At 65.7% G+C, this 24,306-nt stretch carries 28 protein-coding genes; 20 read left to right on the top strand and 8 right to left on the bottom strand.

Features of this window, described 5'->3' with window-relative positions; genetic code table 11:
* Positions 1-84: 84 nt before the first annotated feature.
* The 3 genes from AC5P65_RS10080 to AC5P65_RS10070 all read left to right on the top strand — a co-directional run bounded on the left by AC5P65_RS10080 (position 85) and on the right by AC5P65_RS10070 (position 2,437).
* A complete protein-coding gene (locus AC5P65_RS10080) occupies positions 85-1,248 on the top strand; it encodes a zinc-dependent alcohol dehydrogenase (RefSeq protein WP_019659722.1) in 1,164 nt (387 codons plus the stop codon).
* A gap of 10 nt (positions 1,249-1,258) precedes the next feature.
* Positions 1,259-1,756, top strand: coding sequence for a hypothetical protein (locus AC5P65_RS10075; protein ID WP_111098448.1), 498 nt, complete (start codon positions 1,259-1,261; stop codon positions 1,754-1,756).
* Positions 1,757-2,038: 282 nt separating this feature from the next.
* Positions 2,039-2,437 carry a BLUF domain-containing protein gene (locus tag AC5P65_RS10070; RefSeq protein ID WP_111098447.1) on the top strand — a complete coding sequence of 133 codons (399 nt, stop codon included), beginning with the start codon at positions 2,039-2,041 and terminating at the stop codon, positions 2,435-2,437.
* Positions 2,438-2,450: 13 nt separating this feature from the next.
* Here AC5P65_RS10070 and AC5P65_RS10065 read toward each other — a convergent pair whose 3' ends face one another.
* A complete protein-coding gene (locus AC5P65_RS10065; RefSeq protein ID WP_111098446.1) occupies positions 2,451-2,843 on the bottom strand; it encodes a response regulator in 393 nt (130 codons plus the stop codon).
* Positions 2,844-2,974: 131 nt separating this feature from the next.
* On the opposite strand from AC5P65_RS10065, the gene AC5P65_RS10060 reads away from it, so the two are divergent.
* From AC5P65_RS10060 to AC5P65_RS10050, 3 genes are all read left to right on the top strand, one after another.
* The gene (locus AC5P65_RS10060; RefSeq protein WP_227844341.1) at positions 2,975-3,391 is read left to right on the top strand and encodes a hypothetical protein; all 417 of its coding nucleotides are present in this window, start codon (positions 2,975-2,977) and stop codon (positions 3,389-3,391) included.
* A 156-nt stretch (positions 3,392-3,547) separates the two neighbouring features.
* The gene (locus AC5P65_RS10055) at positions 3,548-4,069 is read left to right on the top strand and encodes a ferritin-like domain-containing protein (protein WP_111098445.1); all 522 of its coding nucleotides are present in this window, start codon (positions 3,548-3,550) and stop codon (positions 4,067-4,069) included.
* Between the two features lie 39 nt (positions 4,070-4,108).
* The gene (locus AC5P65_RS10050) at positions 4,109-5,017 is read left to right on the top strand and encodes a manganese catalase family protein (protein WP_019659716.1); all 909 of its coding nucleotides are present in this window, start codon (positions 4,109-4,111) and stop codon (positions 5,015-5,017) included.
* A gap of 121 nt (positions 5,018-5,138) precedes the next feature.
* Here the strand turns inward: AC5P65_RS10050 and AC5P65_RS10045 are convergent, their stop codons facing one another.
* Positions 5,139-5,462, bottom strand: coding sequence for a KGG domain-containing protein (locus AC5P65_RS10045; protein ID WP_058982980.1), 324 nt, complete (start codon positions 5,460-5,462; stop codon positions 5,139-5,141).
* 303 nt (positions 5,463-5,765) lie between these two features.
* Here AC5P65_RS10045 and AC5P65_RS10040 point away from each other — a divergent pair, with 303 nt between their 5' ends.
* The 3 genes from AC5P65_RS10040 to AC5P65_RS10030 are packed head-to-tail and all read left to right on the top strand — an operon-like array spanning position 5,766 to position 7,724.
* Positions 5,766-6,233 carry a BLUF domain-containing protein gene (locus AC5P65_RS10040; protein WP_019659714.1) on the top strand — a complete coding sequence of 156 codons (468 nt, stop codon included), beginning with the start codon at positions 5,766-5,768 and terminating at the stop codon, positions 6,231-6,233.
* The gene (locus AC5P65_RS10035; RefSeq protein ID WP_111098444.1) at positions 6,230-6,997 is read left to right on the top strand and encodes a DUF72 domain-containing protein; all 768 of its coding nucleotides are present in this window, start codon (positions 6,230-6,232) and stop codon (positions 6,995-6,997) included. Before AC5P65_RS10040 ends, AC5P65_RS10035 begins: the two co-directional genes overlap by 4 nt.
* Positions 6,990-7,724: a DNA-formamidopyrimidine glycosylase family protein gene (locus tag AC5P65_RS10030; protein WP_111098443.1), complete on the top strand. Its 735-nt coding sequence runs from the start codon at positions 6,990-6,992 to the stop codon at positions 7,722-7,724. The genes AC5P65_RS10035 and AC5P65_RS10030 overlap by 8 nt, the downstream gene beginning before the upstream one ends.
* A gap of 39 nt (positions 7,725-7,763) precedes the next feature.
* On the opposite strand, the gene AC5P65_RS10025 is transcribed toward AC5P65_RS10030, so the two are convergent.
* Positions 7,764-8,261 (bottom strand): YciE/YciF ferroxidase family protein, encoded by a 498-nt coding sequence (locus AC5P65_RS10025; RefSeq protein ID WP_019659711.1) that lies wholly within the window; start codon positions 8,259-8,261, stop codon positions 7,764-7,766.
* 248 nt (positions 8,262-8,509) lie between these two features.
* On the opposite strand from AC5P65_RS10025, the gene AC5P65_RS10020 reads away from it, so the two are divergent.
* Both AC5P65_RS10020 and ligD read left to right on the top strand, forming a co-directional pair.
* Positions 8,510-8,686 carry a DUF3606 domain-containing protein gene (locus AC5P65_RS10020; protein ID WP_019659710.1) on the top strand — a complete coding sequence of 59 codons (177 nt, stop codon included), beginning with the start codon at positions 8,510-8,512 and terminating at the stop codon, positions 8,684-8,686.
* Positions 8,687-8,699: 13 nt separating this feature from the next.
* Positions 8,700-11,249: a DNA ligase D gene (ligD, locus tag AC5P65_RS10015; RefSeq protein WP_111098442.1), complete on the top strand. Its 2,550-nt coding sequence runs from the start codon at positions 8,700-8,702 to the stop codon at positions 11,247-11,249.
* Here the strand turns inward: ligD and AC5P65_RS10010 are convergent.
* Positions 11,238-11,486, bottom strand: coding sequence for a hypothetical protein (locus tag AC5P65_RS10010; protein ID WP_111098441.1), 249 nt, complete (start codon positions 11,484-11,486; stop codon positions 11,238-11,240). The two genes, ligD and AC5P65_RS10010, sit on opposite strands and share 12 nt — an antisense overlap.
* Before the next feature lie 234 nt (positions 11,487-11,720).
* Here AC5P65_RS10010 and AC5P65_RS10005 point away from each other — a divergent pair, with 234 nt between their 5' ends.
* Positions 11,721-13,196, top strand: a complete 1,476-nt coding sequence (locus AC5P65_RS10005; RefSeq protein ID WP_495230932.1) for an FAD-dependent oxidoreductase — start codon at positions 11,721-11,723, stop codon at positions 13,194-13,196.
* Positions 13,197-13,226: 30 nt separating this feature from the next.
* On the opposite strand, the gene AC5P65_RS10000 is transcribed toward AC5P65_RS10005, so the two are convergent.
* The 3 genes from AC5P65_RS10000 to AC5P65_RS09990 form a co-directional block, all read right to left on the bottom strand.
* Positions 13,227-13,649, bottom strand: coding sequence for a low affinity iron permease family protein (locus tag AC5P65_RS10000; protein ID WP_021202425.1), 423 nt, complete (start codon positions 13,647-13,649; stop codon positions 13,227-13,229).
* The gene (locus AC5P65_RS09995; protein ID WP_111101965.1) at positions 13,646-13,900 is read right to left on the bottom strand and encodes a hypothetical protein; all 255 of its coding nucleotides are present in this window, start codon (positions 13,898-13,900) and stop codon (positions 13,646-13,648) included. Before AC5P65_RS09995 ends, AC5P65_RS10000 begins: the two co-directional genes overlap by 4 nt.
* 123 nt (positions 13,901-14,023) lie before the next feature.
* Positions 14,024-14,302 (bottom strand): hypothetical protein, encoded by a 279-nt coding sequence (locus tag AC5P65_RS09990; protein ID WP_021202427.1) that lies wholly within the window; start codon positions 14,300-14,302, stop codon positions 14,024-14,026.
* Positions 14,303-14,479: 177 nt separating this feature from the next.
* On the opposite strand from AC5P65_RS09990, the gene AC5P65_RS09985 reads away from it, so the two are divergent.
* Positions 14,480-17,128 (top strand): excinuclease ABC subunit UvrA, encoded by a 2,649-nt coding sequence (locus AC5P65_RS09985; protein ID WP_180832665.1) that lies wholly within the window; start codon positions 14,480-14,482, stop codon positions 17,126-17,128.
* A 107-nt stretch (positions 17,129-17,235) separates the two neighbouring features.
* Here AC5P65_RS09985 and AC5P65_RS09980 read toward each other — a convergent pair whose 3' ends face one another.
* Entirely contained in the window at positions 17,236-18,189 is a 954-nt protein-coding gene (locus tag AC5P65_RS09980) for an alpha/beta fold hydrolase (RefSeq protein WP_180832664.1), read from the bottom strand.
* Positions 18,190-18,357: 168 nt separating this feature from the next.
* Here AC5P65_RS09980 and AC5P65_RS09975 point away from each other — a divergent pair, with 168 nt between their 5' ends.
* From AC5P65_RS09975 to paoC, 7 genes are all read left to right on the top strand, one after another.
* Positions 18,358-18,927 (top strand): TetR/AcrR family transcriptional regulator, encoded by a 570-nt coding sequence (locus AC5P65_RS09975; protein WP_180832663.1) that lies wholly within the window; start codon positions 18,358-18,360, stop codon positions 18,925-18,927.
* A gap of 62 nt (positions 18,928-18,989) precedes the next feature.
* The gene (locus AC5P65_RS09970) at positions 18,990-19,466 is read left to right on the top strand and encodes a nuclear transport factor 2 family protein (RefSeq protein WP_021202431.1); all 477 of its coding nucleotides are present in this window, start codon (positions 18,990-18,992) and stop codon (positions 19,464-19,466) included.
* A gap of 81 nt (positions 19,467-19,547) precedes the next feature.
* Complete coding sequence (locus AC5P65_RS09965; RefSeq protein ID WP_258014275.1) at positions 19,548-19,928, top strand: hypothetical protein; 381 nt, start codon at positions 19,548-19,550, stop codon at positions 19,926-19,928.
* Positions 19,892-20,305, top strand: coding sequence for a hypothetical protein (locus AC5P65_RS09960; RefSeq protein ID WP_258014274.1), 414 nt, complete (start codon positions 19,892-19,894; stop codon positions 20,303-20,305). Before AC5P65_RS09965 ends, AC5P65_RS09960 begins: the two co-directional genes overlap by 37 nt.
* Positions 20,306-20,500: 195 nt before the next feature.
* Positions 20,501-21,148 carry an aldehyde dehydrogenase iron-sulfur subunit PaoA gene (gene paoA, locus AC5P65_RS09955; protein WP_005416549.1) on the top strand — a complete coding sequence of 216 codons (648 nt, stop codon included), beginning with the start codon at positions 20,501-20,503 and terminating at the stop codon, positions 21,146-21,148.
* Positions 21,145-22,095, top strand: coding sequence for an FAD binding domain-containing protein (locus AC5P65_RS09950; protein ID WP_180832662.1), 951 nt, complete (start codon positions 21,145-21,147; stop codon positions 22,093-22,095). Before paoA ends, AC5P65_RS09950 begins: the two co-directional genes overlap by 4 nt.
* Entirely contained in the window at positions 22,095-24,299 is a 2,205-nt protein-coding gene (gene paoC / locus AC5P65_RS09945; protein ID WP_180832670.1) for an aldehyde oxidoreductase molybdenum-binding subunit PaoC, read from the top strand. Before AC5P65_RS09950 ends, paoC begins: the two co-directional genes overlap by 1 nt.
* Positions 24,300-24,306: the final 7 nt, after the last annotated feature.

Here is a 24,306-nt window from a genome sequence, read left to right as displayed (position 1 = left end):
ATGAACGCCGCGCACACCCGGATGTCACCGCAGCAGGGGGACAGCCCTGCGATGCTGATGTTCCGATCTTTCTGGAGAACCGCGATGCAGGCATTGACCTATCACGGCCGCAGGGATGTGCGCGTCGAGACCGTGCCGGACCCGGTGCTGGCGGCCGAGGATGATCTGATCCTGAGGGTGACCGCCACCGCCATCTGTGGTTCGGACCTGCACCTGTATCGGGGCAAGATTCCTGACCTGCACGATGGCGATGTGCTGGGCCACGAATTCATGGGCGTGGTGGAAGAGGTCGGCAGCGGCGTGACCCAGGTGAAACCCGGTGATCGCGTGGTGATCCCGTTTGTGATTGCCTGTGGCGAGTGCTTCCACTGCCGGCTGGCCGAGTATGCCGCCTGCGAGACCACCAATCCGGGCAAGGGCGCCGCACTGAACCAGAAGGGCATACTGCCTCCGGCCGCATTGTTCGGCTACAGCCATCTGTATGGCGGCGTGGCCGGCGGGCAGGCCGAATTCGTACGCGTGCCGAAGGCGAATGTAGGCCCGCTGCGCATCCCGGAAGGCGTGGCCGACGAGCAGGTTCTGTTCCTTTCAGACATCCTGCCCACCGGCTACCAGGCCGCGCTGAACGCTGGGGTCAAGCCCGGCTCGACGGTGGCCATCTTCGGTGCCGGGCCGGTGGGGCTGATGAGCGCAGCCTGCTGCCGGCTGCTGGGGGCCGAGACCATCTTCATGGTGGACCATCTTCGCTACCGCCTTGACTACGCGCGTCGCGCCTACGGGGTGACCCCCATCGACTTCAGGGAGATCGAGGACCCGGCCGATTACATCCTGACCCAGACCAGCGGGCGGGGCGCAGACGCCTGCATCGAGGCCGTAGGCTTCGAGGCCGAAGGGAGTGCGCTGGAGTCAGCGCTGACCGCCGTGAAACTGGAAGGCAGCAGCGGGGTGGCGATCCGGCAGTGCATCGCCGCGGCCCGCCGCGGCGGCGTTGTCAGCATCCCCGGTGTCTATGCCGGCTTCATCCACGGTTTCCTGCTGGGTGACGCGTTCGACAAGGGCTTGACGTTCAAGATGGGGCAGACCCACGTGCAGGGACTGATGCCGGAGCTGCTCGACGCCATCTTGGAAGGAAAGCTGGATCCGGGTGACATCATCTCGCACCGGATGCGCCTGGCCGATGCAGCGCAGGGCTATGCGATGTTTGATGCCAAGGATGACGACTGCCGCAAGATCGTTCTGACACCGTGAGCGTGGCGCCATGAGTGCGATTGTCGTGGGCTGTGTGTACGCACTGTGGTTGTTGGCCGGTTCGCTGGACTTCCATTTTCACCGCCGGACCGACCTTCCACACACCTCCGCGATGCGCGAAAGCCTGTTGCATGGGGTGCAGCTGCTTCTGATCGGCAGCGGCGTGCTGGCGTGGCTGCTGCTGGAAAACACGTTGTCGCTGGTCACGCTCCTGGCGCTTCTGGTCATTGCTCACGCAATCGCCGGCTACCTGGACACCGTCAGCGCAGACGGCCGCAGACGCATCAGTCCGGCGGAGCAGCATGTGCACAGTGTGCTGGATGCCGCGCCGTGGGTCCTGTTGGCCTGGGTGGCCTGGCAGGCCCATCCTCGATGGTCGCTCAGTGTGGAACCGGCAGCACCCGGGATCTGGTGGTGGGTCCTGCTGCCGGCGTCTGGCCTGGTGGTGCTGCCTTGGCTGTGGGAGCTTCTCCAGTGCGTGAGGGCGAGAGCGAGGCGCCCGCGCTGACCGGGTGAGGATCACCGCACAGGGTATTCATGGGCACGCCACGCTTCCAGCCGAGTGATGTGGCCGCCGGCGCCTGCGCCCATTACCATCAACAGCCGTGAACGCTGTTGGCGCTGAACCGCTCGGCCGGGAGCGCAGAAGCTCCCGCCTGCCGACGCGTTATCGCAGCGTGCAGCTCGGGGGAGGGCACTGGTAGCCCGGCGATTGAACACCTCATCTCTGCCTACATCAGCGCGGCGATCATTGAAGTGCAGGAAATTTCCTGCGCCAGAAGGAACGAATGTGCCCCTCCGTGCAGTCGCCTACGCAAGTGAGGCGACATCGGGGCTTTCCATGGACCATGTGGATGACCTCGCCAGGGCCGCCGCCCGCTTCAACCTTGAAGCCGGCGTTACGGGTGTGCTTCTTTATGACGGGCTCCGCTTCCTGCAGTACATCGAGGGGCCGGAAGACAGCATCAACGTGGTGTACAGCCGCATTCTCAGTGCCCGCAGCCATCGCGAGCTGATCGAACTGGGCCGCGGCAGGGTTTCCGGCAGGTTCTTTCCCTATTGGTCGATGCGGTTGCTGTGGGTTGAGGCCTCCGAGATCCGTAGCGTCGCGCACGGCAACTGGGATGGCCTCTCCCGTGGTGGCGCGCTGCGCCAGCTGGGCCTGGTGGTAGCCCCGCACCTGGGGTGACGGTTGCATGGATTCAATGCGGGGGCGGCTGCGCGCAGGTATCGCCCAGCACGCGCCGAACCGTGTCCTGCAATTGACTCACATGGAACGGTTTGGCAACGAAGGCTGCGCGCCGGTGGCGCTGCGGCACCAGCTGGTCGTAGACCGCAGATACGAACAGGTAGGGGATGCCGAGTTCTGCCAGGCGATCAGCGACGGGAAAGACCACACCGTCGCGAAGTTCGACATCGAGCACGGCGCCGTCGAATCGCTGGGTGTCCAGCAGCCCGAGAGCGTCGAACACGCTGTAGGCATGCGTCACCTGATCACCCACGTCCTCAAGGGCGTGCTCCATGAGTGTGGCCAGGTCGAGTTGGTCTTCCACCAGCAGCAGGTTGCACCTGCGCTGGCTCATTGCGGATTGCATGCGTACATGCCTGTGTTGTCCTGGGAACACGAGTTTCTGCTGTGCTGCATCAAGATCCTGCGTGCACATTGTCAGTCCGGCGCGAAGCCTTGCGCGCGTGCCAACCTCGTGGAGGAGGCGTGGAGGGCCTTATGGATCTCGTTGACGGCTTCTTGGCATGCGCTGTGGATACTGCCGCCGACCCCTGTATCGGAGTTTCTGTCATGCCTCTATCCGGAAACGAAGCGGCCTCTCCAGGCGTGCTGCGTATCGAGTGCATGCCGCTCGATTGTGGCGGCGCCGCCATTGTCGTGGAACTGGACCGTACGCCTGAACGGACATGGATGAAGTCGCTGAAGCGGGCATTGCAGGCCGACGATGCCCTTGAAGGCGCACAGGCCAAATTTGATGGCCGTTTTGTCTATGTCGTGGGCGTGGACGGGGGTGGGCACCGCGCTCAACACCGCGTGATGCAGGCCGTGATGGCGGCGGACGGCGGGGGCGCTTCGAACACCCGCCCCCGGGGCCCCAGGGCGGGCGCGGTCGCATCGAGCGCCCTGGCGACCTGAGGGCGCCCCGGGTCCAGTCCGGGGTGCGGATGTTATCGCTGCATCAGCGCCGCGTGCAACGCCAACCTGCGGCGGCTCACATCGCCCGACAACGCGGTGATTGCGCTCGCTCCACGATGGTCTCCGGAGGCATGTCGCCCCGCACCGGAGATCGAGATGGCAGACCAGAACACCGCCCGAAGCGAGCGCCTGCTGAAGTGGCTGCAGGACGCCTACGCCATGGAACAGGAAGCGGAGACCATGATGAAGGCCATGGCTTCGCGGATCGAGAACTATCCCCAGCTTGCCGCACGCATCAGCCAGCACGTCCAGGAGACGCAGGGGCAGGCTGCCTCACTGCGGCAGTGCATTGAGGCGCTGGGAGGAAGCGTGCCCACCGCGAAGGGATTGTTCGCGAGCATGACCGCCGCCATCCACGCCGCCGGCAACACGCTGATGGAGGACGAGGTGGTCAAGAGCGTGGGCCTTTCATTTGGCTTCGAGAACACCGAGATCGCCACGTACAGGGCGCTGGTGATCGCTGCCGAGCGCGCCGGCGCGCCCGACATTGCGGCGGTGTGCGGCCAGATCCTGCAGGAAGAGGTTGCCATGGCGCGCTGGCTGGAGGACCACCAGGACGGGCTGGTCGGAGCGTTCCTCAACCGTGACGAAACGCCCGGCGCCCAAGCCAAGCGTTGACCCCTAAGCCAGCCCACACCAGCCACCGGAGAAGCCCTCATGTTCTTTCATCACAAGAAACTGATGTATACCGTGCGCGTCCGCGAATCCAACCCGCAGCTCGCCAGCCTCATGCTTGAACAGTTCGGCGGCCCACAGGGCGAGTTGGCCGCCGCGATGCGCTACTTCACTCAGGGACTTGGCGAATGCGATCCCGGGCGCAAGGACCTGTTGATGGACATCGCCACCGAGGAGATCAGTCATCTGGAGATCATCGGCACCATCATCGCCATGCTCAACCGCGGGCCCAAGGCGATCCAGTCCGAAGGGCTTGCCGAGGCCGAGGACATGCGGCTGCTGGGCCAGAACAGCACCAGCCACACCGAACAGATCCTGTACGGCGGCGGCCCCGCGCTGGTCAATTCCAGCGGGGTGCCGTGGACAGCCGCCTACATTGACTCGATCGGCGACCCCACCGCCGACCTGCGCTCGAACATCGCGGCCGAAGCGCGCGCCAAGCTGGTGTATGAGCGCCTGATCAACGTTACCGACGACCCGGGCATCAAGGATGCGCTGCGCTTCCTGATGACCCGCGAGATCGCGCACATGAAGTCGTTCGAGAAAGCGCTGCACAGCATCCAGCCCAACTTCCCACCGGGCAAGCTGCCGGGGGATCCGGCGTTCACCGACCTGTACATGGACATGTCGCAGGGTGACGGCGCCGACGATCTGCAGGGCAGCTGGAACAGCGGCGAGCTCTGGGAGCGGGTCAGCGACCGCGACGCACAGGCCGCTGTGGATGGTGGCGACGGCGGCGGCACGGTGGACCTGGACCCGCGCGAACAAGCGGCGGTGCAGGCCATGACCCTGCGCACGCTCTCCGACCCGGAAGCGCGGCCGGCCACCGGGGCCGAGCTGGGGGCAGGCCCGGGTGCAGGTGCACTGGACCTGCCGCCACGCGAGCCGTGAAAGAAGCCGGGGCGCCCGTTCGCGGCGCTCCGGTTGCAACGCCCCTGAGCCGCGTGGGGCGTACAAAAGTGGGCGGACATCACGTCCGCCCACGAAGGGATGCAACGGGTTTCAGCGCCGATCAGCGCTGCTGGCCACCGCGGTTGTTGCCGCCGCCGCGTTCCTGCTGTTGCTGCCCGCCGCCCTGGTTGCCGCCCTGGTTGCCACCACCGCGACTGTTCTGGCCGCCTTCGCGGCCGATGTCAGCCATGTGCTGGCGGTCCTGGCTCACTGCTTCGCCGCCCTTGCGGCCGGCTTCGCGTGCTTCTTCCGAGCTGAATTCATGGGCGTTGCCTGACTCGTGCGCGGCACGTCCACCCTTGGCGGCGATCTCGCGCTGCTTGTCCTCGTCCATCGAAGCGAAACCGCGGTTGCTGGTGCCCTGGTTCTGGTTCTGGTTGGCCATGGAAAGTCTCCTTGGGTTCAGCCGCCTCATTGGCGGCAGCGACCATCTTCCAGATCCGGCGCTAGACGGCGGTGGCACGACCGCCAACGTCGCGTCATCCGGAAGGCTCTGATTCCTCATCCGGCCTCCACGAACATCCCTGCACGCGTGCGCACAGTGGCAGACACACGTTCGGCGGCCCAACCGTGCGTCAACGCGATGCGGAAGGTACACGCCACAGTTCGACGCAGCCTCCACACCGGTCTCACCGCGCGTACGATCGGTGTGGCTAAGGTAGAGCGGTCTGCAACAACCGGTGGTGCCATGCCCTTCAGAGCGATTGCCTATGTAAGTGAAGCCTCCCGCAACCTGACGGAACAGCGGCTGCAGCAACTCGTGGCGGAGGCGGTGCAGTTCAACGAGTCCGCCGATGTCACCGGCACATTGCTGTTCGATGGCTCGCGCTTCCTGCAGTACCTGGAAGGCCCGGAGGCAGGGGTCAAGGCGGTGTACACGCGCATTCTGGCTGCAAGCAGCCACAGCGGAATCGTCGAACTGAACCGGGGCAGGGTGGGTCGCCGACAGTTTCCGCGCTGGCGGATGCGCAGCGTGCGGGTGGATGAGCTCGCGCTGGGAAAGATCGCCATTTCCGACTGGACCGGATTCGTGCGCAGCGCGTCGGCGCTGCAGTCGGGCACCAGTGCCCTGGATCGACTACTGTCGGTTTCGCAATCGCAGACGGAAGCAAGCGCGGGTGGCATCATCGAACCAGACGGGCAGCTGGCACGATGAAGGCCACAGCCGCCCCGGTTGCGTCCGGCCCACCACGCGTCGGTTGTGCGGGATGGTCGCTGCCGCGGGCGGATCAGGAAGCGTTCGGCGCGGGCGACAGCCTACTGCAGCGCTATGCCACACGCCTGTCGATGGTGGAGATCAACTCTTCCTTCTATCGACCGCACCAGCCCAGGACTTACGCGCGATGGGCGGCGAGCGTTCCGGAGGGCTTCCGGTTCGCGGTGAAACTCCCGCGCGAGATCAGCCATGAGCGTCGGCTGCGCGATGCAATGCAGCCGCTCGAACAGTTCCTTGAGGGCGTGCTGCAGCTGGGTGGAAAGCTCGGTCCGTTGCTGCTGCAGTTGCCGCCCAGCCTGGTGTACGACACGGCCACGGCCGAAGCCTTCCTGCGGGGCCTGCGCGCGCGCACGCAGGCCGATGTAGCGTGCGAGCCGCGGCATCCGAGTTGGTTCACGGCGGACGTGGATGCGCTGCTGAGCGCGCATGGTGTTGCACGGGTAGCCGCAGATCCGGCACGTGTGCCGGCGGCAGCGGTTCCCGGCGGTGATCGTGCGTGGAGCTACTGGCGCTGGCACGGCCAGCCGCAGATCTATCGCAGTGCGTACAGCGAGCAGGCCCTGGCGGAACTGGCGCAAGGGCTGCGGCGCGAAGCTGATGCGCAACGGCCGGCCTGGTTCGTACTGGACAATACAGCACTGGGCCATGCCACCGGCAACGCACTGCGCCTGCAGGCGCTGCTGCAGGAGAACGCCCATGCCTGAAGGACCTTCCATCGTACTGCTGCGCGAAGCCACTAGCCATTTCAAAGGGCACGTGGTCCGCACCGTTTCCGGAAACAGCCGCATCGACCTGTCGCCGCTGCAGGGCCGAAGGGTCAAGGCGGTCCGCAGTTGGGGCAAGCACTTCCTGCTGGAATTCAGCCGCCACACACTGCGCATCCATCTGATGATGTTCGGCAGCTGGCGCATCGACGAACGGAAGCCAACCCCGGCGCGTGTATCCCTGCAGTTCGACAATGGCGAGCTGAACTTCTATGCGTGTTCCGTGCGGCTGATCGACGAGCCGTTGGACGACGTCTACGACTGGCGCGCGGACGTGATGAACGATGCCTGGGACCCGAAGCTGGCCCGGCGCAAGCTGAAGGCAATGCCGGACGTCATGGTCTGCGATGCGCTTCTGGACCAGACGGTCTTTGCCGGCGTGGGCAACATCATCAAGAACGAGGTGCTGTTCCGTACAGGCGTGCACCCCGCCACCCGCTTGGGCGACCTGCCGCCACGCAGGCTTACCGCGCTGATCGAACAGGCGCGCGCCTACAGCTTCGACTTCCTGGAATGGAAGCGGCGCTTCGAGCTGAAGAAGCATTGGCAGGTGCACACGAAGAAGGTCTGTCCCCTGTGCGGTGGCCCAATCAGCAAGCTCTACATGGGGACCACGCGGCGGCGCACGTTCTTCTGCCCCAATGATCAGGTGCTCTACGGGCACTGAGGCCGCCGTCCGTGGCAGCCGGGTTCCAAGGCGCGCCGATCAGGCGGCCTGCGCGGCCTTGGCGTTGCCGCCGCCCTTGGCCAGCAGGGTCAGCTTTTCGTCGGTGGCCTTCTCTTCCTCAAGCGTCTCCAGCAGCAGCGGCAGGGCGTCCTTGTAGCCCAGCTGCTTGGCCAGCGCGGCAATGGTCCCGTAGGACGCAATCTCGTAATGCTCGACCTTCTGCGCGCCGCCGATCAGCGCAGCATCCCGCACCGGGCCCTTGTCGATGCTGTCGATCACTTCCTTGCCTTCCTCCACCAGGCCCTCCATCGCCGCGCACTTGATGCGCTTCAGGCGAATGCCCAGGATCTCGACAACCTGGTCGATGCGTTCGATCTGGCCCTGGGTCTCTTCCAGGTGCGTCTCAAACGCCGTGGCCAGGTCCGGATTCTCGGCCGCACGGGCCAGGCGTGGGAGGGCCTTGGTCAGCTGCTTCTCGGCGCTGTAGATATCCGAGAGTTCGTGGATGAACAGGTCTTCCGCCGTCTTGATAGCCATACTGTGCTCCGCAGTGAGTGGAGCGATCAGCGTAGGGTCTTCCCGGTTGCGATCAGGCAGGTGCCAGGTGAAGGCGGCATGTGAAGGTCCACGCGAACCGTGCGCGTGCCCTTCACGATGCGGGATCCGCCACTGCGGGTTGGCGCCGGTGCCGCCAGGCCTTCGCCATGGCTTCACAATGGCATCGCCTCGTGCCCATGCACCGGCCGGTACGGTCACTTCACGCCCGACCACGCGCGGAGACTCCCATGAGCGATGACAAGCAGAAAACCGGCCGCCCGGACCGGGATCGCATCAACGTCAACGAAGATTACGAGCTGCAGTACTGGACCACCACGCTGGGCGTGTCCGCCAAGGAACTTCGTGCTGCTGTGGCGGCGGTCGGACCCACCGTCGTTGCTGTCCGCAAGCATCTGGGAAAATAGCGCGGAGTTGCCCATGTCCCTGGTCGAGTACCGCCGCAAGCGCAGTTTTGACAAGACCAAGGAGCCCGAGCCGGGCAAGGCGCTACCGAAAGGGCAACGCGCCATTTTCGTGGTGCAGCTGCACCATGCCAGCCGGAGGCACTATGACTTCCGCCTTCAGGTAGGGGACGCGCTGAAGAGTTGGGCCGTGCCCAAGGGGCCCAGTTACGACCCGAAGGTCAAGCGCATGGCGGTGGAGGTGGAAGATCATCCTGTCGACTATGCGGCCTTCGAAGGCGAAATCCCCAAAGGCCAGTACGGCGGTGGCCATGTGGCCCAGTTCGACCATGGCGTGTGGGCGACGCAGGGCGACCCGGAAGCCCAGCTCGCCAAGGGCCATCTGCGCTTCGAACTGTTCGGCGCCAAACTGAAGGGCGGATGGCATCTGGTCCGCTCCGGGAAGCCGGCGCGCCAACCGCAGTGGCTGCTGTTCAAGGATGACGACGAATTCGCCGGCGACATCGAGGCAGACGATCTGCTGGCGGATGTCGCTGAAGCGCCAGCGGAGGATCTGAAGCGGGCCGGGGCCGGCAAGAGCGCGAAGAAGCGGCTCACCGCGGTACCCGTCAAGCGCACCCGACGAACGAACTGGGCGAAGAAGGCGCTGGCGCTCAGCAAGGCAAGAAAGGCCGCAGCGCCGTCCGGTCCATTCGAACCGCAGTTGGCCAAGCTGGGAGACGCGCCGCCCAAGGGCGAGCAGTGGGTCCACGAAATCAAGTGGGACGGGTACCGCATCCTTGCCACGGTCGCCAAGGGCGAGGTGCAGCTGTGGTCCCGCAATGCACTGGAATGGACCGGCAAGATCCCCGAGATACGTGACGCGGTGGCGGCGCTGGGCCTGACTTCAGCCGCACTGGACGGTGAGCTCATCGCCGGCGCCGGCACCAAGGAGGACTTCAACCTGCTGCAGGCCACGCTCTCCGGCGAGCGCCAGGGCGTGCTGACGTATGCCCTGTTTGATCTGCTGCATCTTGATGGCGTGGACGTCGCCGATGCGCCGCTATTGGAACGCAAGGCCTTGCTGCAGTCCTTGCTGGAAGGGCAGGGCAGCCCGTTGGCGTTCAGTTCCCATGTGCAGGGCGATGGCGACGAGGCCTATCGCCTGGCCGGTGAGCAGCATTTCGAAGGCATCATTTCCAAGCGCGCCGACGGCAGCTACCACAGCGGCCGCAGTGATGACTGGCGCAAGACCAAACAGCTGGCCAGCGACGAGTTTGCGGTGGTGGGCTACACCGCACCCAAAGGCAGCCGTGCCGGCTTCGGCGCGCTGCTGCTGGCCCGTCCAGATGCGGAGCACGGCTGGCTTTACGCCGGCCGGGTGGGGTCCGGGTTCTCGGACGAGCTGATCGGCGACATCAGCAAGCGCATCAAGGGCGGTGGCGGCCGCAAGCCAACCGCGTACGTGCCCACCCAGGACACCGACCTGCGCGCTGCGACCTGGTTCGAGCCGCGATTCGTGGTGGAGGTCTTCTACCGCGGGATCGGCGGGCAGAAGCTGTTGCGCCAGGCGTCGCTGAAGGCGGTGCGCGCGGACAAGGATATCGCCGACCTCGCCGATTCCGATCGCGCTGGAACGGCCCTGGCGGCGGCGCGCACACCGGCACCCCCGCGGCCTGCGCGCAAGACCAGGCTGGCACCGGTGGCGGATCGCGCGCCGCCATCGCTGTCCTCGCCGGGCAAGATCCTGTTCCCCGGCGACGGTTACACCAAGCAGGACGTGTGGGATTACTACACGGCAGTGATGGAGCACCTGCTTCCCGAGGTGATTGACCGCCCGCTCTCGATCATCCGATGCCCCAGTGGCGCCACAAAGCCCTGCTTCTTCCAGAAACACCATACGGCCGGGCTGGAGCTGGTCGACGCAGTAAAGCTCAAGGAAGAAAGCGGGGTGAACGCGCATTACCTGGTGGTGCGTGACCCGGCCAGCCTGCTGGAACTGGTGCAGTTCAACGCATTGGAATTCCACCCGTGGGGCAGCCACGCCGAAACGCCCGACAAGGCCGACCGGGTGGTGTTCGATCTGGATCCAGGACCCGGCGTTCCCTTTGCCGAGGTCAGGAAAGCGGCCACCGACATCCGCAAACTGCTGGCGCAGCTGGAACTGGAGTCGTTCCTGCGGGTATCCGGCGGCAAGGGCCTGCACGTGGTCGTGCCGCTCGATCCGGGATGTGATTGGGACCTGACCAAGCGCTTCGCCAGAGGCTTCGCCGAAGCGCTGGCGCAATCCGAGCCCCAGCGGTTCGTGGCAACAGCCACCAAAAGCCTGCGCAACAAGCGGATCTTCGTTGACTATCTGCGAAACGGGCGCGGAGCAACGGCCGTCGCGTCCTACTCGTTGCGGGCCAGGCCGGGGGCGCCGGTGGCGCTGCCGATTGCATGGAGTGATCTGTCAAAACTCAAGCGCGCCGACGGGTTCACGATCAAGGATGTGCCGGCAAAGCTCAAACGACGCCGCAAGGACCCGTGGGCCGGCATCGGGCAAGTGAAACAGAATCTCGCGCGATGGGCGCAGTCAGACCCGTAGCAAACGGCCAGGGCCTCCATGGCCCACCGGCCACGGAATCTCTCCGCTGCACAGATGGAGGTGCCCGGTGCGCATCACGCAGTACAGCCGGGCCTCCGGGTCCGCACTGGCAGCAATGTAGTCCAGCGCTTCGGCGAGCATGCGCATGAACTGCTGCTCGGGGTAGAACGCCGCCCATTCCGGCAGCATTTCCTCCAGTTGCGCGATGATCAGGTCGAGCCCCAGGTGCGTGCTCACTGCGGGTTCCTCCTTCCGGGCAAGCTGGCAACCGCACCGCAAGGAGGGTGTTGTGGGCCGCACAGCGGACGCAGGCGTGCCGTCTACGCGATGTTCAGCCACCCCCTGCTCGGCATCGCTACGGCTACGTGTGTGAGGATTTTCTGCACGGTCGCACCACGGCTGTTTCACCCCCGGCGGCGTATCAGGGAAGGCTTCCAGCTGACTCTGCAAGGGTGCATTTCATGACCGACACTGCGCGCCAGCCTATGGTCCCGTGATAGCGATTCGAACAGCTTCCGTCCACTTGCCGGAACCACGCAGGCGGACGTGCTGGTGGTGGGCGCCGGCATGACCGGCCTGCTGACAGCGGCCCGCCTGGCCGATAGCGGCCTGGATGTGCTGGTGGTTGATGCGGGGCCCATCGGCGGGCGCAATACGGTGATGTCCACCGGCAATCTTTACGCGCCCGTCTCCCGGCTGGCCGATCTGATCTCCCGTTGGGGCGGGGACACGGCCAGCCGTGTCGTGCAGTGGCGGGAGCAGGCGCTGCGGTCCATCGAAACACTGGTTCACCGCTACGATCTGCGCTGTGGCTTCGAACGCGTGGCCATGCAGTACGGCATGCAGGAACGCACCCGCGAGGTCACTGCGCGATTCGAGCGTGAGCTGCAGGCCTATCAGCGCGTCGGCCTTCAGTGCGAACACCACCAGTCCGGGTTGCCGTTCACCTTGGGCCACGCCTTCCGCGTTGCAGATCAGGCGCAATTGGATCCGGCGGCGTTCTGCATTGAGCTGGCGCGACATCTGGCGGGCCGGGTGCGCATCCACGACTGGACCCGGATCAACAGCATCGAGGCATCCGCCGGCGTTGCGACGGCCGACGGCGCCCGCATCCACGCCAGGCACTTCGTGCTGGCCACCCATTCGCCAGCAGGTTTCAACCTGGTGCAGGCCGAGATGGAGGTCTACCGCGAATACGGCGTGGCGGTACCGGTTGCCACGCCGCCCGCGGCAGGCATTCATTGGATTGCCGATCGGCACCGATCGCTGCGCAGGGTGCGCGGTACTGATGGCCGTGACTGGCTGGTGCTGGTCGGCGAGACCCACCGCACCGGCGAAACGCCGCCGATGGATCCAGCCCAGCATCTGGTCGCCGACGCGCATCGCAATTTCACCGTGCAGGGAGAGCCGCTGTGCTGGTCCGCGCAGCAGTTCCGTGCAGCCGACCAGCTGCCCTACATCGGCAGCAGCGCGCACGACAATGTTTGGGTGGCTACCGGCTATGGGCCGGACGGCTTGACCTGGGCGGGCGTGGCCGCGCGTGCGATTACCGAGGGAATCCTCGGCACGACCAGCGAGATCGAGCAGCTGCTCAGCCCCATGCGTTTCACCCCGGTGCGCTCGGCCTCTGGTTGGGCCCGCACCAACGCCACGGTGGCGCGGCACATGGTGGGAGATCGGCTTGCCACGGCGCCCTCGCGCTCGCCCAGTGAGCTGGCCCGTGGTTGCGGCGCACTGCTGGACGTGGATGGAAAGCGCACTGCGGTCTACCGCGACTTGGGCGGGCGCCTGCACACCATGTCGGCGCTCTGCCCGCACCTGAAGTGCGTTGTTCAATGGAACGGCCATGAGCGCACATGGGACTGCCCTTGCCACGGCAGCCGCTTTTCGGCCACCGGAGCGCTGCTGGAAGGCCCTGCCAGGCAGGGCCTCACACCAGAGCCGTGATGGGCGCAGGTAGCCGCCGGAGCCGCGACCTCAGGCTTCGGCGGCCGCGTCCGCATCGCTGGGCATGCAGCGCTCCTTCTTGGACTTGATGTCTGCAGCGGTCCTGGCCAGTGCCTCGTAACGCTGGCGTATCTCTTCAAGATGGGCCGGCTCCATCGACTCCAGGTTCAACAACTCCTGGTTGGCGTCCTTGCTCACGCGGATCAGTTCGTCCAGCTTGATGTGCAGCGCAGCGGTATCGGCGTTCTGCGTATGCTGGATCAGGAACACCATCAGGAAGGTCACGATGGTCGTTCCCGTATTCACCACCAGCTGCCACGTGTCATTGAAGTGGAAGGCCGGCCCGCTGGCAGCCCAGGCGATGATCACCCCCAGCGCTGCGACGAATGCCCCCAGGCTGCCGGACAATCGCGCCGTCGCGGCCGCGACACGGGCGAAACCGCGCCGGATCACTGGTCACCTCCCGCGGCCTCCTCATCCATGTGTCGGTCTGGCAGTTTGACCCGCTCCTCGAGGCGCTTGTCCTGCTCTTCCGGCGTTGGCGCAGCGACGAAGGGGGAGATCGGGTCACTGGCGGGGAAGGTTTCCTGCAGCGCCTCGTCATGATTGCGGCGGTTGTGCAGCCTCGCCTGCAGCGGACTGACAGGATCGGGGCGCTGTGCCTCCTGGTCCGGATGGGGAAGGTCTTTCTGGTCGCGTTGCATGGTGCATCTCCAGGCTGATCACCACCCCTCAGGTGGCGGGCCCAGCATAGGAGTGCGCTGTGAGCGGCCCCATCAAGAGTGGGGCAACGTGATGTCAAACCTTCAGGCAACACGCGTTAACAATCAGCAGGGTGGAGGAGCCCGGCGTCGGCCGCGGCGGCGCCACGCCATCACCTGGCCCACCACCGCCGTCAACAGCAGCATCGCATTGGTCACCACGAAGACCACGCTCCCCAGCATCGCGCTGTACACCGTGAACAGCGCAGAAGCGGTCATCTGGCCCGCGAACAGCCACCTGGATACGGCTTCCGGGTGGGACGACTGCCACTGCTTCACCATCTGCCGGATCAGGGTTGCCATCAGCACCGCCGTGGCGGCCCAGCCAAGTACGTCGGGATGCATGAGGGCCTCCGATGTGTGGGCACCCCACGCTAGCCCCTGGCTGGGCAACGCCGTACGAAGGGGAGGTGAAGACAACATCCCGCCTCCGGCGCCCTCGCGCCATTCACTCCACAGCGGCGACAATGGCCGCTCGGGCGCACCATGCGCGATCCGCTCACCGAATGCAGGAATGCTGAGATGTCCAACACCCCCTTTGGCGAATCGTCATGTGCTGCCGCAGCCAGCGGCTGCATCGAGGTCCGCGGTGCGCGCGAGCACAACCTGAAGAATGTCGATGTCTCCATTCCACGCAATGCACTGGTGGTGTTCTCCGGCGTGTCGGGGTCCGGCAAGTCCTCGCTGGCCTTCGGCACGGTCTTCGCCGAGGCGCAGCGGCGCTACTTCGAATCCGTCGCGCCCTACGCGCGACGCCTGATCGATCAGGCCGGCGTGCCCGACGTGGATGCCATTGACGGGCTGCCACCGGCGGTCGCCCTGCAGCAGCAACGCGGTGCCAGCAATGCGCGCTCATCGGTGGGCAGCGTGACGACGTTGTCCAGCCTGGTGCGCATGATGTATTCGCGGGCAGGGGCCTACCCGGCCCACCAGCCCATGCTGTACGCCGAAGACTTCTCGCCCAACACCCCACAGGGTGCCTGCAGCACCTGCCACGGCCTGGGGCACGTCTACGAGGTGACCGAAGCGCTGATGGTGCCGGACCCATCGCTGAGCATCCGCGAGCGCGCCATCGCCTCCTGGCCACCGGCATGGCATGGCCAGAACCTGCGCGACATTCTGGTCACGCTGGGCTACGACATCGATGTGCCGTGGAAGAAGCTGCCGAAGAAGGACCGCGACTGGATCCTGTTCACTGAGGAAACCCCGACCGTGCCGGTCTATGCCGGCTTCACGCCCGCCGAGACCCGCGCCGCGCTCAAGCGCAAGCTGGAGCCCAGCTACATGGGCACGTACACCGGCGCACGCCGCTACGTGCTGCACACCTTTGCCAACACCCAGAGCGCGCTGATGCGCAAGCGTGTGTCGCGCTACATGGAAGGCAGGCTGTGCCCCGCCTGCAACGGAAAGCGCCTGAAACCGGAAGCGCTCTCGGTCACCTTCGCCGGCGTGGACATCGGCGAGTTCCTGCGGCTGCCGCTGGACCAGCTGGCGGTGTTGCTCGAGCCCATCGCGCGGGGCGACTTCAGTGCACACAGCCACGGCGCGCGTTCCAGCAGGCGTGCAACGCCCCGCGATCGCGCCAAGCGGGCAGCAAGTGGCCGCGCGACCCACGAAGGCGCCCCCGACGTGCGCCTGACCTCAGCCTTGTCTGAGGAAAAGCGCCTGGCGGCACAACGTCTGGCGGGTGGGGTCATGGCGCGGGTGGGGCAACTGCGCGCGCTCGGCCTGGGCTATCTCTCGCTGGATCGCGCCACGCCCACGCTGTCGGCCGGCGAGCTGCAGCGCCTTCGCTTGGCCACCCAGCTCAGCTCGTTGCTGTTCGGCGTGCTGTACGTACTCGACGAACCCTCGGCCGGCCTGCATCCGGCCGACAGCCAGGCGCTGTACGACGCGCTGGAACGGCTGCGCGACGGCGGTAACTCGGTGTTTGTCGTTGAACATGATCTGGAGCTGATGCGCCGCGCGCAGTGGCTGGTGGATGTGGGCCCGCAGGCAGGAGAGCATGGCGGACGCGTTCTCTACAGTGGCCAGCCGGATGGCCTGCGCAACGTTCAGGATTCGCGCACGGCGCAGTACCTGTTCGACCAGGTGCCTGCGCCAGCCAGCCGGCAGCGCAGTGCCAACAGCTGGCTGGCGCTGAAAGGCATCCATCGCCACAACCTGCACGGTGTGGACGCGCAGGTACCGCTGGGGCTGCTGACCGCAGTGACCGGCATTTCCGGATCGGGCAAGTCCAGCCTGATGGCGCAGGCGCTGCCTGAGCTGATGCTGCTGCACCTGGGGCACGAGACGGTAGACGACAGCGCCGACAGCGCGCCCACGGATGGACCCACCGTGATCGAAGCCACTCGGGGCCAGCTTGCCGGCGATGTGGATGCCATCCAGCGCGTGGTGCAGGTAGACCAGAAGCCCATCGGCCGCACGCCACGCTCCAACCTGGCTACCTACACGGGCCTGTTCGACCACGTGCGGAAGCTGTTCGCCGCGACACCCGACGCGCGCCGCCGCCGATTCAACGCGGGCCGCTTTTCGTTCAACGTGGCCAAGGGCCGATGCGAAACCTGCGAAGGCGAGGGCTTCGTCAGCGTCGAACTGCTGTTCATGCCCAGCGTCTATGCACCATGCCCCACCTGCCACGGCGCCCGCTACAACGAAGCCACGCTGAGGGTGCAGTGGAACGGCCGCAACATTGCCGAGGTCCTGCAGATGACGGTGGACCAGGCCCATGCGTTCTTCGCCGGAGAAGAGGCCATCGCCCGCCCGCTGCAGCTGCTGCAGGAGATCGGCCTGGGCTACCTGCGGCTGGGCCAGCCAGCCACCGAACTTTCAGGCGGCGAGGCGCAACGCATCAAGCTGGCCACAGAGCTGCAGCGCAGCCAGCGCGGGCGCACGCTGTACGTGCTGGACGAACCCACCACCGGGCTGCATGCAGCAGACGCGGACAGGCTGCTGGTGCAGCTTCACCGGCTGGTGGACGCAGGCAACACGGTAGTGATGATCGAGCACGACATGCGTTCTGTCGCACAGGCCGACTGGGTGATCGACGTCGGCCCGGGCGCAGGCGGCGCGGGCGGCACCATCGTGGCGGCTGGGACGCCGCATCAGGTGGCCCACGCCAAGGGCAGCAGGACGGCACCGTTCCTTGCGCGCGAGCTGGCTCCACTGTAGAGCCGAGCCATGCTCGGCTATCGATCTCCAGCGCCGGAAGTCCAGCATGCAGGCCGCGCCTTTCAACAGAAAGCGGGCTCCGGCGCATCGCCGGAACCCCTGGCGGCTTACTTTTCCTGCAGGAACGTCAGCAGGTCCTGGTTGACCTTGTCCTTGTGGGTGTCGGTCAGGCCGTGCGGCGCACCCGGGTAGACAATCAGCTTTGCGCCCTTGATGAGCTTCGCCGATTGGCGGCCTGAGATATCGATCGGCACGATCTGGTCGTCGTCACCGTGGATGACCAGGGTGGGCACATCGAATTTCTTCAGGTCTGCGCGGAAATCGGTGGCCGAGAACGCAGCGATCGAGTCGTAGGTGTTCTTGTGGCCGCCCTGCATGCCCTGTGCCCACCACGCATCGATCAGCCCCTGCGACACCTTCGCGCCCGGGCGGTTGAAGCCATAGAACGGGCCCGACGGAATGTCCTTGTACAGCTGCGCGCGGTTATCCATCTGTGCCTTGCGGATGCCATCGAACACTTCGATCGGCAGGCCGTTCGGGTTGTCGGCGGTCTTCAGCATGAACGGCGGTACCGAGCTGATCAGCACGGCCTTCTTCACCCGCCCGGTGCCATGTCGGCCGATGTAGCGCGCCACTTCGCCGCCACCGGTGGAGAAGCCCACCAGGGTCACATCGTGCAGGTCCAGCGTATTGATCACCGTGGCCAGGTCATCGGCGTAGTGATCCATGTCGTTGCCATCCCACGGCTGGCTGGAACGGCCGTGGCCGCGACGGTCATGGGCAATGACGCGGTAGCCGTGGTTGGCCAGGAAGATCATCTGCGATTCCCAGCTGTCCGAGTTCAACGGCCAGCCGTGGCTGAAGGTCACGACCGGACCGTTCTTCGGGCCCCAGTCCTTGTAGTACAGCTGCACGCCATCGGCGTTGGTGATGTAGCTGGCGGTGCGCGCGATGCTGGTGACTGCCGCCGGCGTGGCCGGTTCGGCGGCCTGCGCGGACAGGCCGGCCTGGACCGAGAGGGCGAGGGTGGCAACGGCCAGGGTACGGGCGAAGGTGTTCATGCGGGAACTCTCATGGGTGGGTGGTGAGACGTACTTTGCGCCCGCGATCAGGCGCCAGGGATATGACAAGTCCGAATTTCTTGATAGATCGTCTTGCGCGGATGTGGGCAAGCGAATCGCTCGCGATCGCCCGTTGACAAGGGAGAACGCCCGTTCTACCTTGCAGCCATGAGCAAGAGCAGCACCGACACCCCGCAGAAGATCCTGGCCACGGCCGAGGCGCTGATCTACCAGAACGGGATCCACGCCACCGGCATGGACCTGCTGGTGAAGACTTCGGGCGTGGCGCGGAAGAGCATCTACCGCCACTTCGAGAACAAGGACGACGTGGCCGCCGCCGCGTTGAAGGCGCGCGACGTGCGCTGGTTGGCCTGGTTCCGGAACGAATGCGATAAAGCGGACACCCCGGAAGCGCGCATCCTCGGAATGTTCACCGCGCTCAAGAGCTGGTTCCAGTCCGAGGGCTATCGCGGGTGTGCGTTCATCAATACCGCGGGGGAGGTCGGCGACCCGGCTGATCCGATCCGGCAGATCGCGCGTGATCACAAGCAGAAGCTGCTCGATTACACGCTGGAACTTACCGAGCAACTGGAGGTGGAGCAGCCGGCGGACCTGGCCCGTCAGCTGCTGGTCCTGATGGAAGGCGCCATCACCCTGTCGCGCGTGATGGGTGATTTCGACGCCGCAGACACCGCGAAGGATGTCGCGAAGCTGTTATTGGAACAGGCCAAGCGTTAGCGCCTGGGTACCCCAGATCCGTTGAAGCAACCCGTATATCCATTTCGATTGGAGGTTTCCCCGTGTCCGCTGAACAACCCCGTCCACCGCTTCCTCCGTTCACCCTTGAATCGGCCACGCAGAAAGTGCGTCTTGCCGAGGATGGCTGGAACTCCCGCGATGCCGACAAGGTCTCGCTTGCCTATTCGCTCGACACCCAGTGGCGTAACCGTGCCGAATTCACCAACGGTCGGGAGGAAGCCCGGCAGTTCCTGGCACGCAAATGGAACAAGGAGCTCGAGTACCGCCTGATCAAGGAGCTCTGGGCCTTTACCGAAAACCGCATTGCGGTCCGCTACGCGTACGAATGGCACGACGACTCCGGCAACTGGTTCCGTTCCTATGGCAACGAAAACTGGGAATTTGGAGAGGATGGCCTGATGCAGCGCCGCTTCTCGTGTATCAACGACATGCCGATCAAGGAGAGCGACCGCAAGTTCCATTGGCCGCTGGGGCGTCGCCCGGATGATCACCCGGGGTTGTCGGAGCTGGGTATGTGATTCCCGCTGAGGCGCCATCCGAAGCACGCTCAGGTACGATGGGGTGGCCGGCGTCTGCGCCGGCCGGGGGAAGGGGGCGCAATGGACATGCAGGCAGGGGGCGGATTCGATCCGCCGGCAAAGACCGATTCGCAGGAACTGACATTCCACTGGCTCTACCAGCGGGTGCAGGGACTGGTTGAGCACAGCATCTACCCCAAGGCGGGCAGGGTGGAGACGTGGGCGTTTCGCATCGGCGTGGGTGCGGCGATCATCGGCATTCTCATGGGGCAGCTTCCGGATCGATGGCTGCCTCTTGGTGTAGTGCTCCAGGTGGTTGTTGCCTGCCTGGCAATCGAATCGGAGGGTTCATTGTCGGTGGCGTCCTGGCCGCCCGCAGGGGCATTCGCCAGTTCAGCCAGCCGCGGCTCTCGCACGCCCGGGAGATGGATGAAGACTTCGCTCACTGGCAAGCGGTGGTGACCGAGCTTCGCGGATTCCCGCGCGTCCAGCTCGAGCGGCGACTCAAGTTCGTCAGCACCTTGCGCACAAACATGATGGAGCGCATGGGCATGATGTATGGTGGGCTGCAGCGGCTGGGGCCATTCCCGCTGTTGATTGCCCTATACCTACAGTTCCGTGGCTGGAAATGGGGCGACTGGGCGGGCGCTTTCGATGTTGGATTGCTAGGCGCACTGCTCATCTTCGCCATGGTGCTGCTGTACGTGCTGGGCTGGATGCTGATCGGCCTTCGCACCAGGCTCGATACCTACGTTGCCTTGTTGGAGGGCTCCATCCACGAGCCCGAACCCTCCAGCCAACGCCCTTGTAGCGTCGGCCCATCGTGTTCTTCATGTTGAGGGACAAACAGGATTGTGAGCCATCCAGTGAGGCATACGCATGGCCCAAGTTGGTAGGGTCGTACATTTCGCCGACTTCACAGATCTGTACCCCGCAGATGGGCATAGTGGCCCTTCGGTAGTGTGAGCGCGTCCATCCAGCCACGGGGTTTCCCCGAACGCCAGGAGGTCACTGTGCCAAGTTGTGATGAAGGAATGAAGTTGACGCGTCGCCAGGTGATCGCCGGCGGCGTCACGACCGTGGCGATGTCCGCCGCACCGGGGGCATCATCGCTCGCCGCCGAACTGGCGGCGCCCCCGCCGCCCAGGCCGCCGGTCATCAGCACGGTGGCCTTGACCGTCAACGGCGAGCGGCGGGAGCTTGAGCTCGACACCCGGACCACGCTGCTCGATGCCCTGCGCGAACATCTGAAGCTGACTGGAACGAAAAAGGGCTGCGACCACGGTCAATGCGGCGCCTGTACCGTGCTGGTCAACGGTGAGCGCATCAATGCCTGCCTCAGCCTGGCGGTACAGCACCAGGGCGATGCCATCACCACCATCGAAGGCCTCGGAACCCCCGATGACCTGCATCCGATGCAGGCCGCCTTCATCAAGCATGATGGCTACCAGTGCGGGTATTGCACGCCGGGGCAGATCTGCTCGGCGGTGGCGGTACTGGACGAGATCAAGCGGGGTGTCCCCAGCCATGTGCAGGCGGATGTCAGCGCACGGCCCCGGGCCACCAACATGGAAATGCGCGAACGGATGAGCGGCAACCTCTGCCGCTGCGGCGCCTATTCCAATATTGCCGAGGCAATGGCAGAGGTCGCTGGCGTGACCTCTGCAGGGAGGCGCTCATGAGGGCCTTCAGTTACGAACGCGCCAAATCCCCGGCCGAGGCCGCCAAGGCCGTCGCCGGTACCGAGGGCGCGAAGTTCCTGGCCGGAGGGACCAACTTGCTCGACCTGATGAAGCTTGAGGTCGAGACGCCAGCGCACCTGGTCGATGTGCAGGACATCGGCCTGGACAGGATCGAAACCACCGACGAGGGCGGCCTGCGCATCGGCACGCTGGTCACCAATACCGCGCTGGCGTCGCATGAGCGCGTGCGCCGCGACTACGCGGTGCTGACCCGCGCGATCGTGGCAGGCGCCTCCGGGCAGCTGCGCAACAAAGCCACCACCGGCGGCAACCTGCTGCAGCGCACGCGCTGCCCGTATTTCTACGACCCCAATCTGCCCTGCAACAAGCGCCTGCCCGGATCCGGCTGCGGCGCACTCGAGGGGTTCTCCCGGCAGATGGGCGTGATCGGCACCTCGGACAGCTGCATCGCGACCTATCCGGGCGACATGGCGGTGGCCCTGCGGGTGCTGGATGCCTCGATCCAGACCGTCAGGGGTGACGGCAGTACGCGCAGCATCCCGATTGCCGATTTCCATCGTTCCCCCGGCGACAAGCCGCAGCAGGACAACGTGCTGCAGCGCGGTGAGCTGATCACCCACGTCACGCTGCCAGAACCCCTGGGCGGTCGGCACGTGTACCACAAGGTACGTGACCGCGCGTCCTATGCGTTCGCACTGGTGTCGGTCGCCGCGGTCGTGCAGCGTGACGGCTCGGCGCGGTTCGCCTTCGGTGGGGTCGCGCCGAAGCCGTGGCGCGTCGAGGCAGCCGAACCGCTGCTGCGCGATGGCGTAAAGGCCGCGACCCGGCAGGTGTTCGCCGGTGCCCGTCCGACGCCGGAGAACGCGTTCAAGATCGCGCTCGCCGAGCGCACTCTCGCAGCGGTGCTGGTGGAAGGAGAGCGCTGATGCCCCTTGAATTCAACGCCCCCGCCGGCGACAACCTGTTCGACAAGGCCAAGGTCGTCGGCAAGTCGACGCCGCGCATCGACGGTCCACGCAAGACCACCGGCACCGCCCCCTATGCCTACGAGCGCTATGACGTGGCGCCGAACCAGGCCTACGGCTACATCGTCGGTGCGGGCATCGGCAAGGGGCGCATCATTTCGATGGATGCCTCCCGCGCACGCGCCGCCCCCGGCGTACTAGCGGTCATCACCGCACCGGAAACCAAGCCGGTCGGCAAATCGAACTGGAACAATGCGCCGCTGTTCGGCGGACCCGAAGTTGCCCACTACCACCAGGCCATCGCCTGCGTGGTGGCAGAGACCTTCGAGCAGGCCCGCGCCGCCGCGGCGCTGATCCGCACCCGCTACGAGCGCGGCAAGGGCCGCTTCGATTTCCCAGCCTTGGCGCCGTCCGCGCCGCTGGCAAAGGGGCGCGGTGGCAAGCCCGACCGGCAGACGCTCGGCGATTTCGACACCGCTTACGCGAGCGCGGCGGTCAAGCTCGACGAGACCTACCACACCTCCGACGAAAGTCATTCGATGATGGAGCCGCACGCCACCATCGCCGCCTGGGAGGGTGACACGCTCACGCTGTGGACGGCGAACCAGATGATCGACTGGGCCAGGCAGGGCATGGCGGCGATCCTCGGCATCGATCCTGCCAAGGTGCGTGTGGACTCGCCCTATATCGGCGGCGGCTTTGGCGGCAAGCTGTTCATCCGTGCCGACGCGGTGCTGGCCGCGCTGGCGGCCAAGCAGGTCGGGCGGCCGGTGAAGATCGCGCTGCAGCGCCCGTTGATGCCCAACAACACCACGCACCGGCACGCCACCCTCCAGCGCGTGCGGATCGGCTGCGGAAAGGACGGCCGGATCTCCGCCATCGCTCATGAGAACTGGTCGGGCAACATCAACGGCGAGGATGGCGAGAACGGCACCCTGCAGACGCCCAAGCTCTATGCAGGCGCCAACCGCCTGGTGGCCAACTACATCGCCACACTCGACATGCCCGAAGGCAATGCGATGCGCGCACCGGGCGAAGCACCGGGCCACATGGCGCTGGAAGTTGCGATGGACGAAATGGCCGAGAAGCTGGGTCTCGACCCGATCGCGTTCCGCATCCTCAACGAGCCCGAGGTCGTGCCCGGCGATCCGTCCAAGAAGTTCTCCGACCGCAACCTGGTGCGCTGCCTGCGCGAAGGCGCGGAGCGCTTCAACTGGAACAAGCGCAACCCGAAGCCGGCACAGGTCAGGGAAGGGGACTGGCTGATCGGCATGGGCGTGTCTGCGGGCTATCGCGGCGCACCGACGATGAAGTCGGCGGCGCGGGTCCGGCTTGACGGCCAGGGCGGGGTGATTGTGGAGACCGACATGACCGACATCGGCACCGGCTCCTACACGATCATCGCGCAGACGGCAGCCGAGACCATGGGCGTGCCGCTGGAGCGGGTCCAGGTGACCCTCGGCGACTCCCGTCATCCCGCCTCCGCTGGTTCCGGCGGCCAGTGGGGCGCGGCAAGCTCCACCGCAGGCGTATACGCGGCGTGCGTCAGCCTGCGCCGCAAGGTGGGCGAGAAACTGGGCTTCGACGGCGACACCGCAGACTTCGCCAATGGCCGCATCCAGGCGGGTGGGCGGACGATCAAGCTGGCGGAGGCGGGGACACTGTCGGCGGAGGACGGCATTGCCTTCGGCGACTTCAAACAAGGCTACGACGTTGGCACCTATGCAGGGCATTTCTGCGAGGTCGCCGTGCATGCCTACACGGGAGAGACGCGCATCCGCCGCATGCTTGCCGTATGCGATGGCGGCCGGATTCTCAATCCGCTGTCCGCACGCAGCCAGGTCATCGGCGGGATGGTGATGGGTGCGGGCGCGACCCTGATGGAGGAGCTGGTGGTCGACAAACGGCTGGGCTTGTTCATCAACCATGACCTGGCCGGCTACGAGGTTCCCGTGCACGCCGACATTCCGTACCAGGAAGTGGTCTTCCTCGACACGCTGGATCCGGTGATCTCGCCGATGAAGGCCAAGGGTGTGGGCGAGCTGGGCATCTGTGGGGTCGGCGCCGCGATCGCCAATGCGGTCTACAACGCAACCGGCGTGCGCGTGCGCAACTATCCCATTACCCTGGACAAGCTGCTGCCCGGCTTGCCCGACGTGGGCTGACCCTTGC

This window comes from Stenotrophomonas sp. YJH_SMC_48-3 (assembly GCF_059369375.1).
Note: the sequence above shows the minus strand (reverse complement) of the source record. Positions and strands in the feature narration are given on the sequence as shown.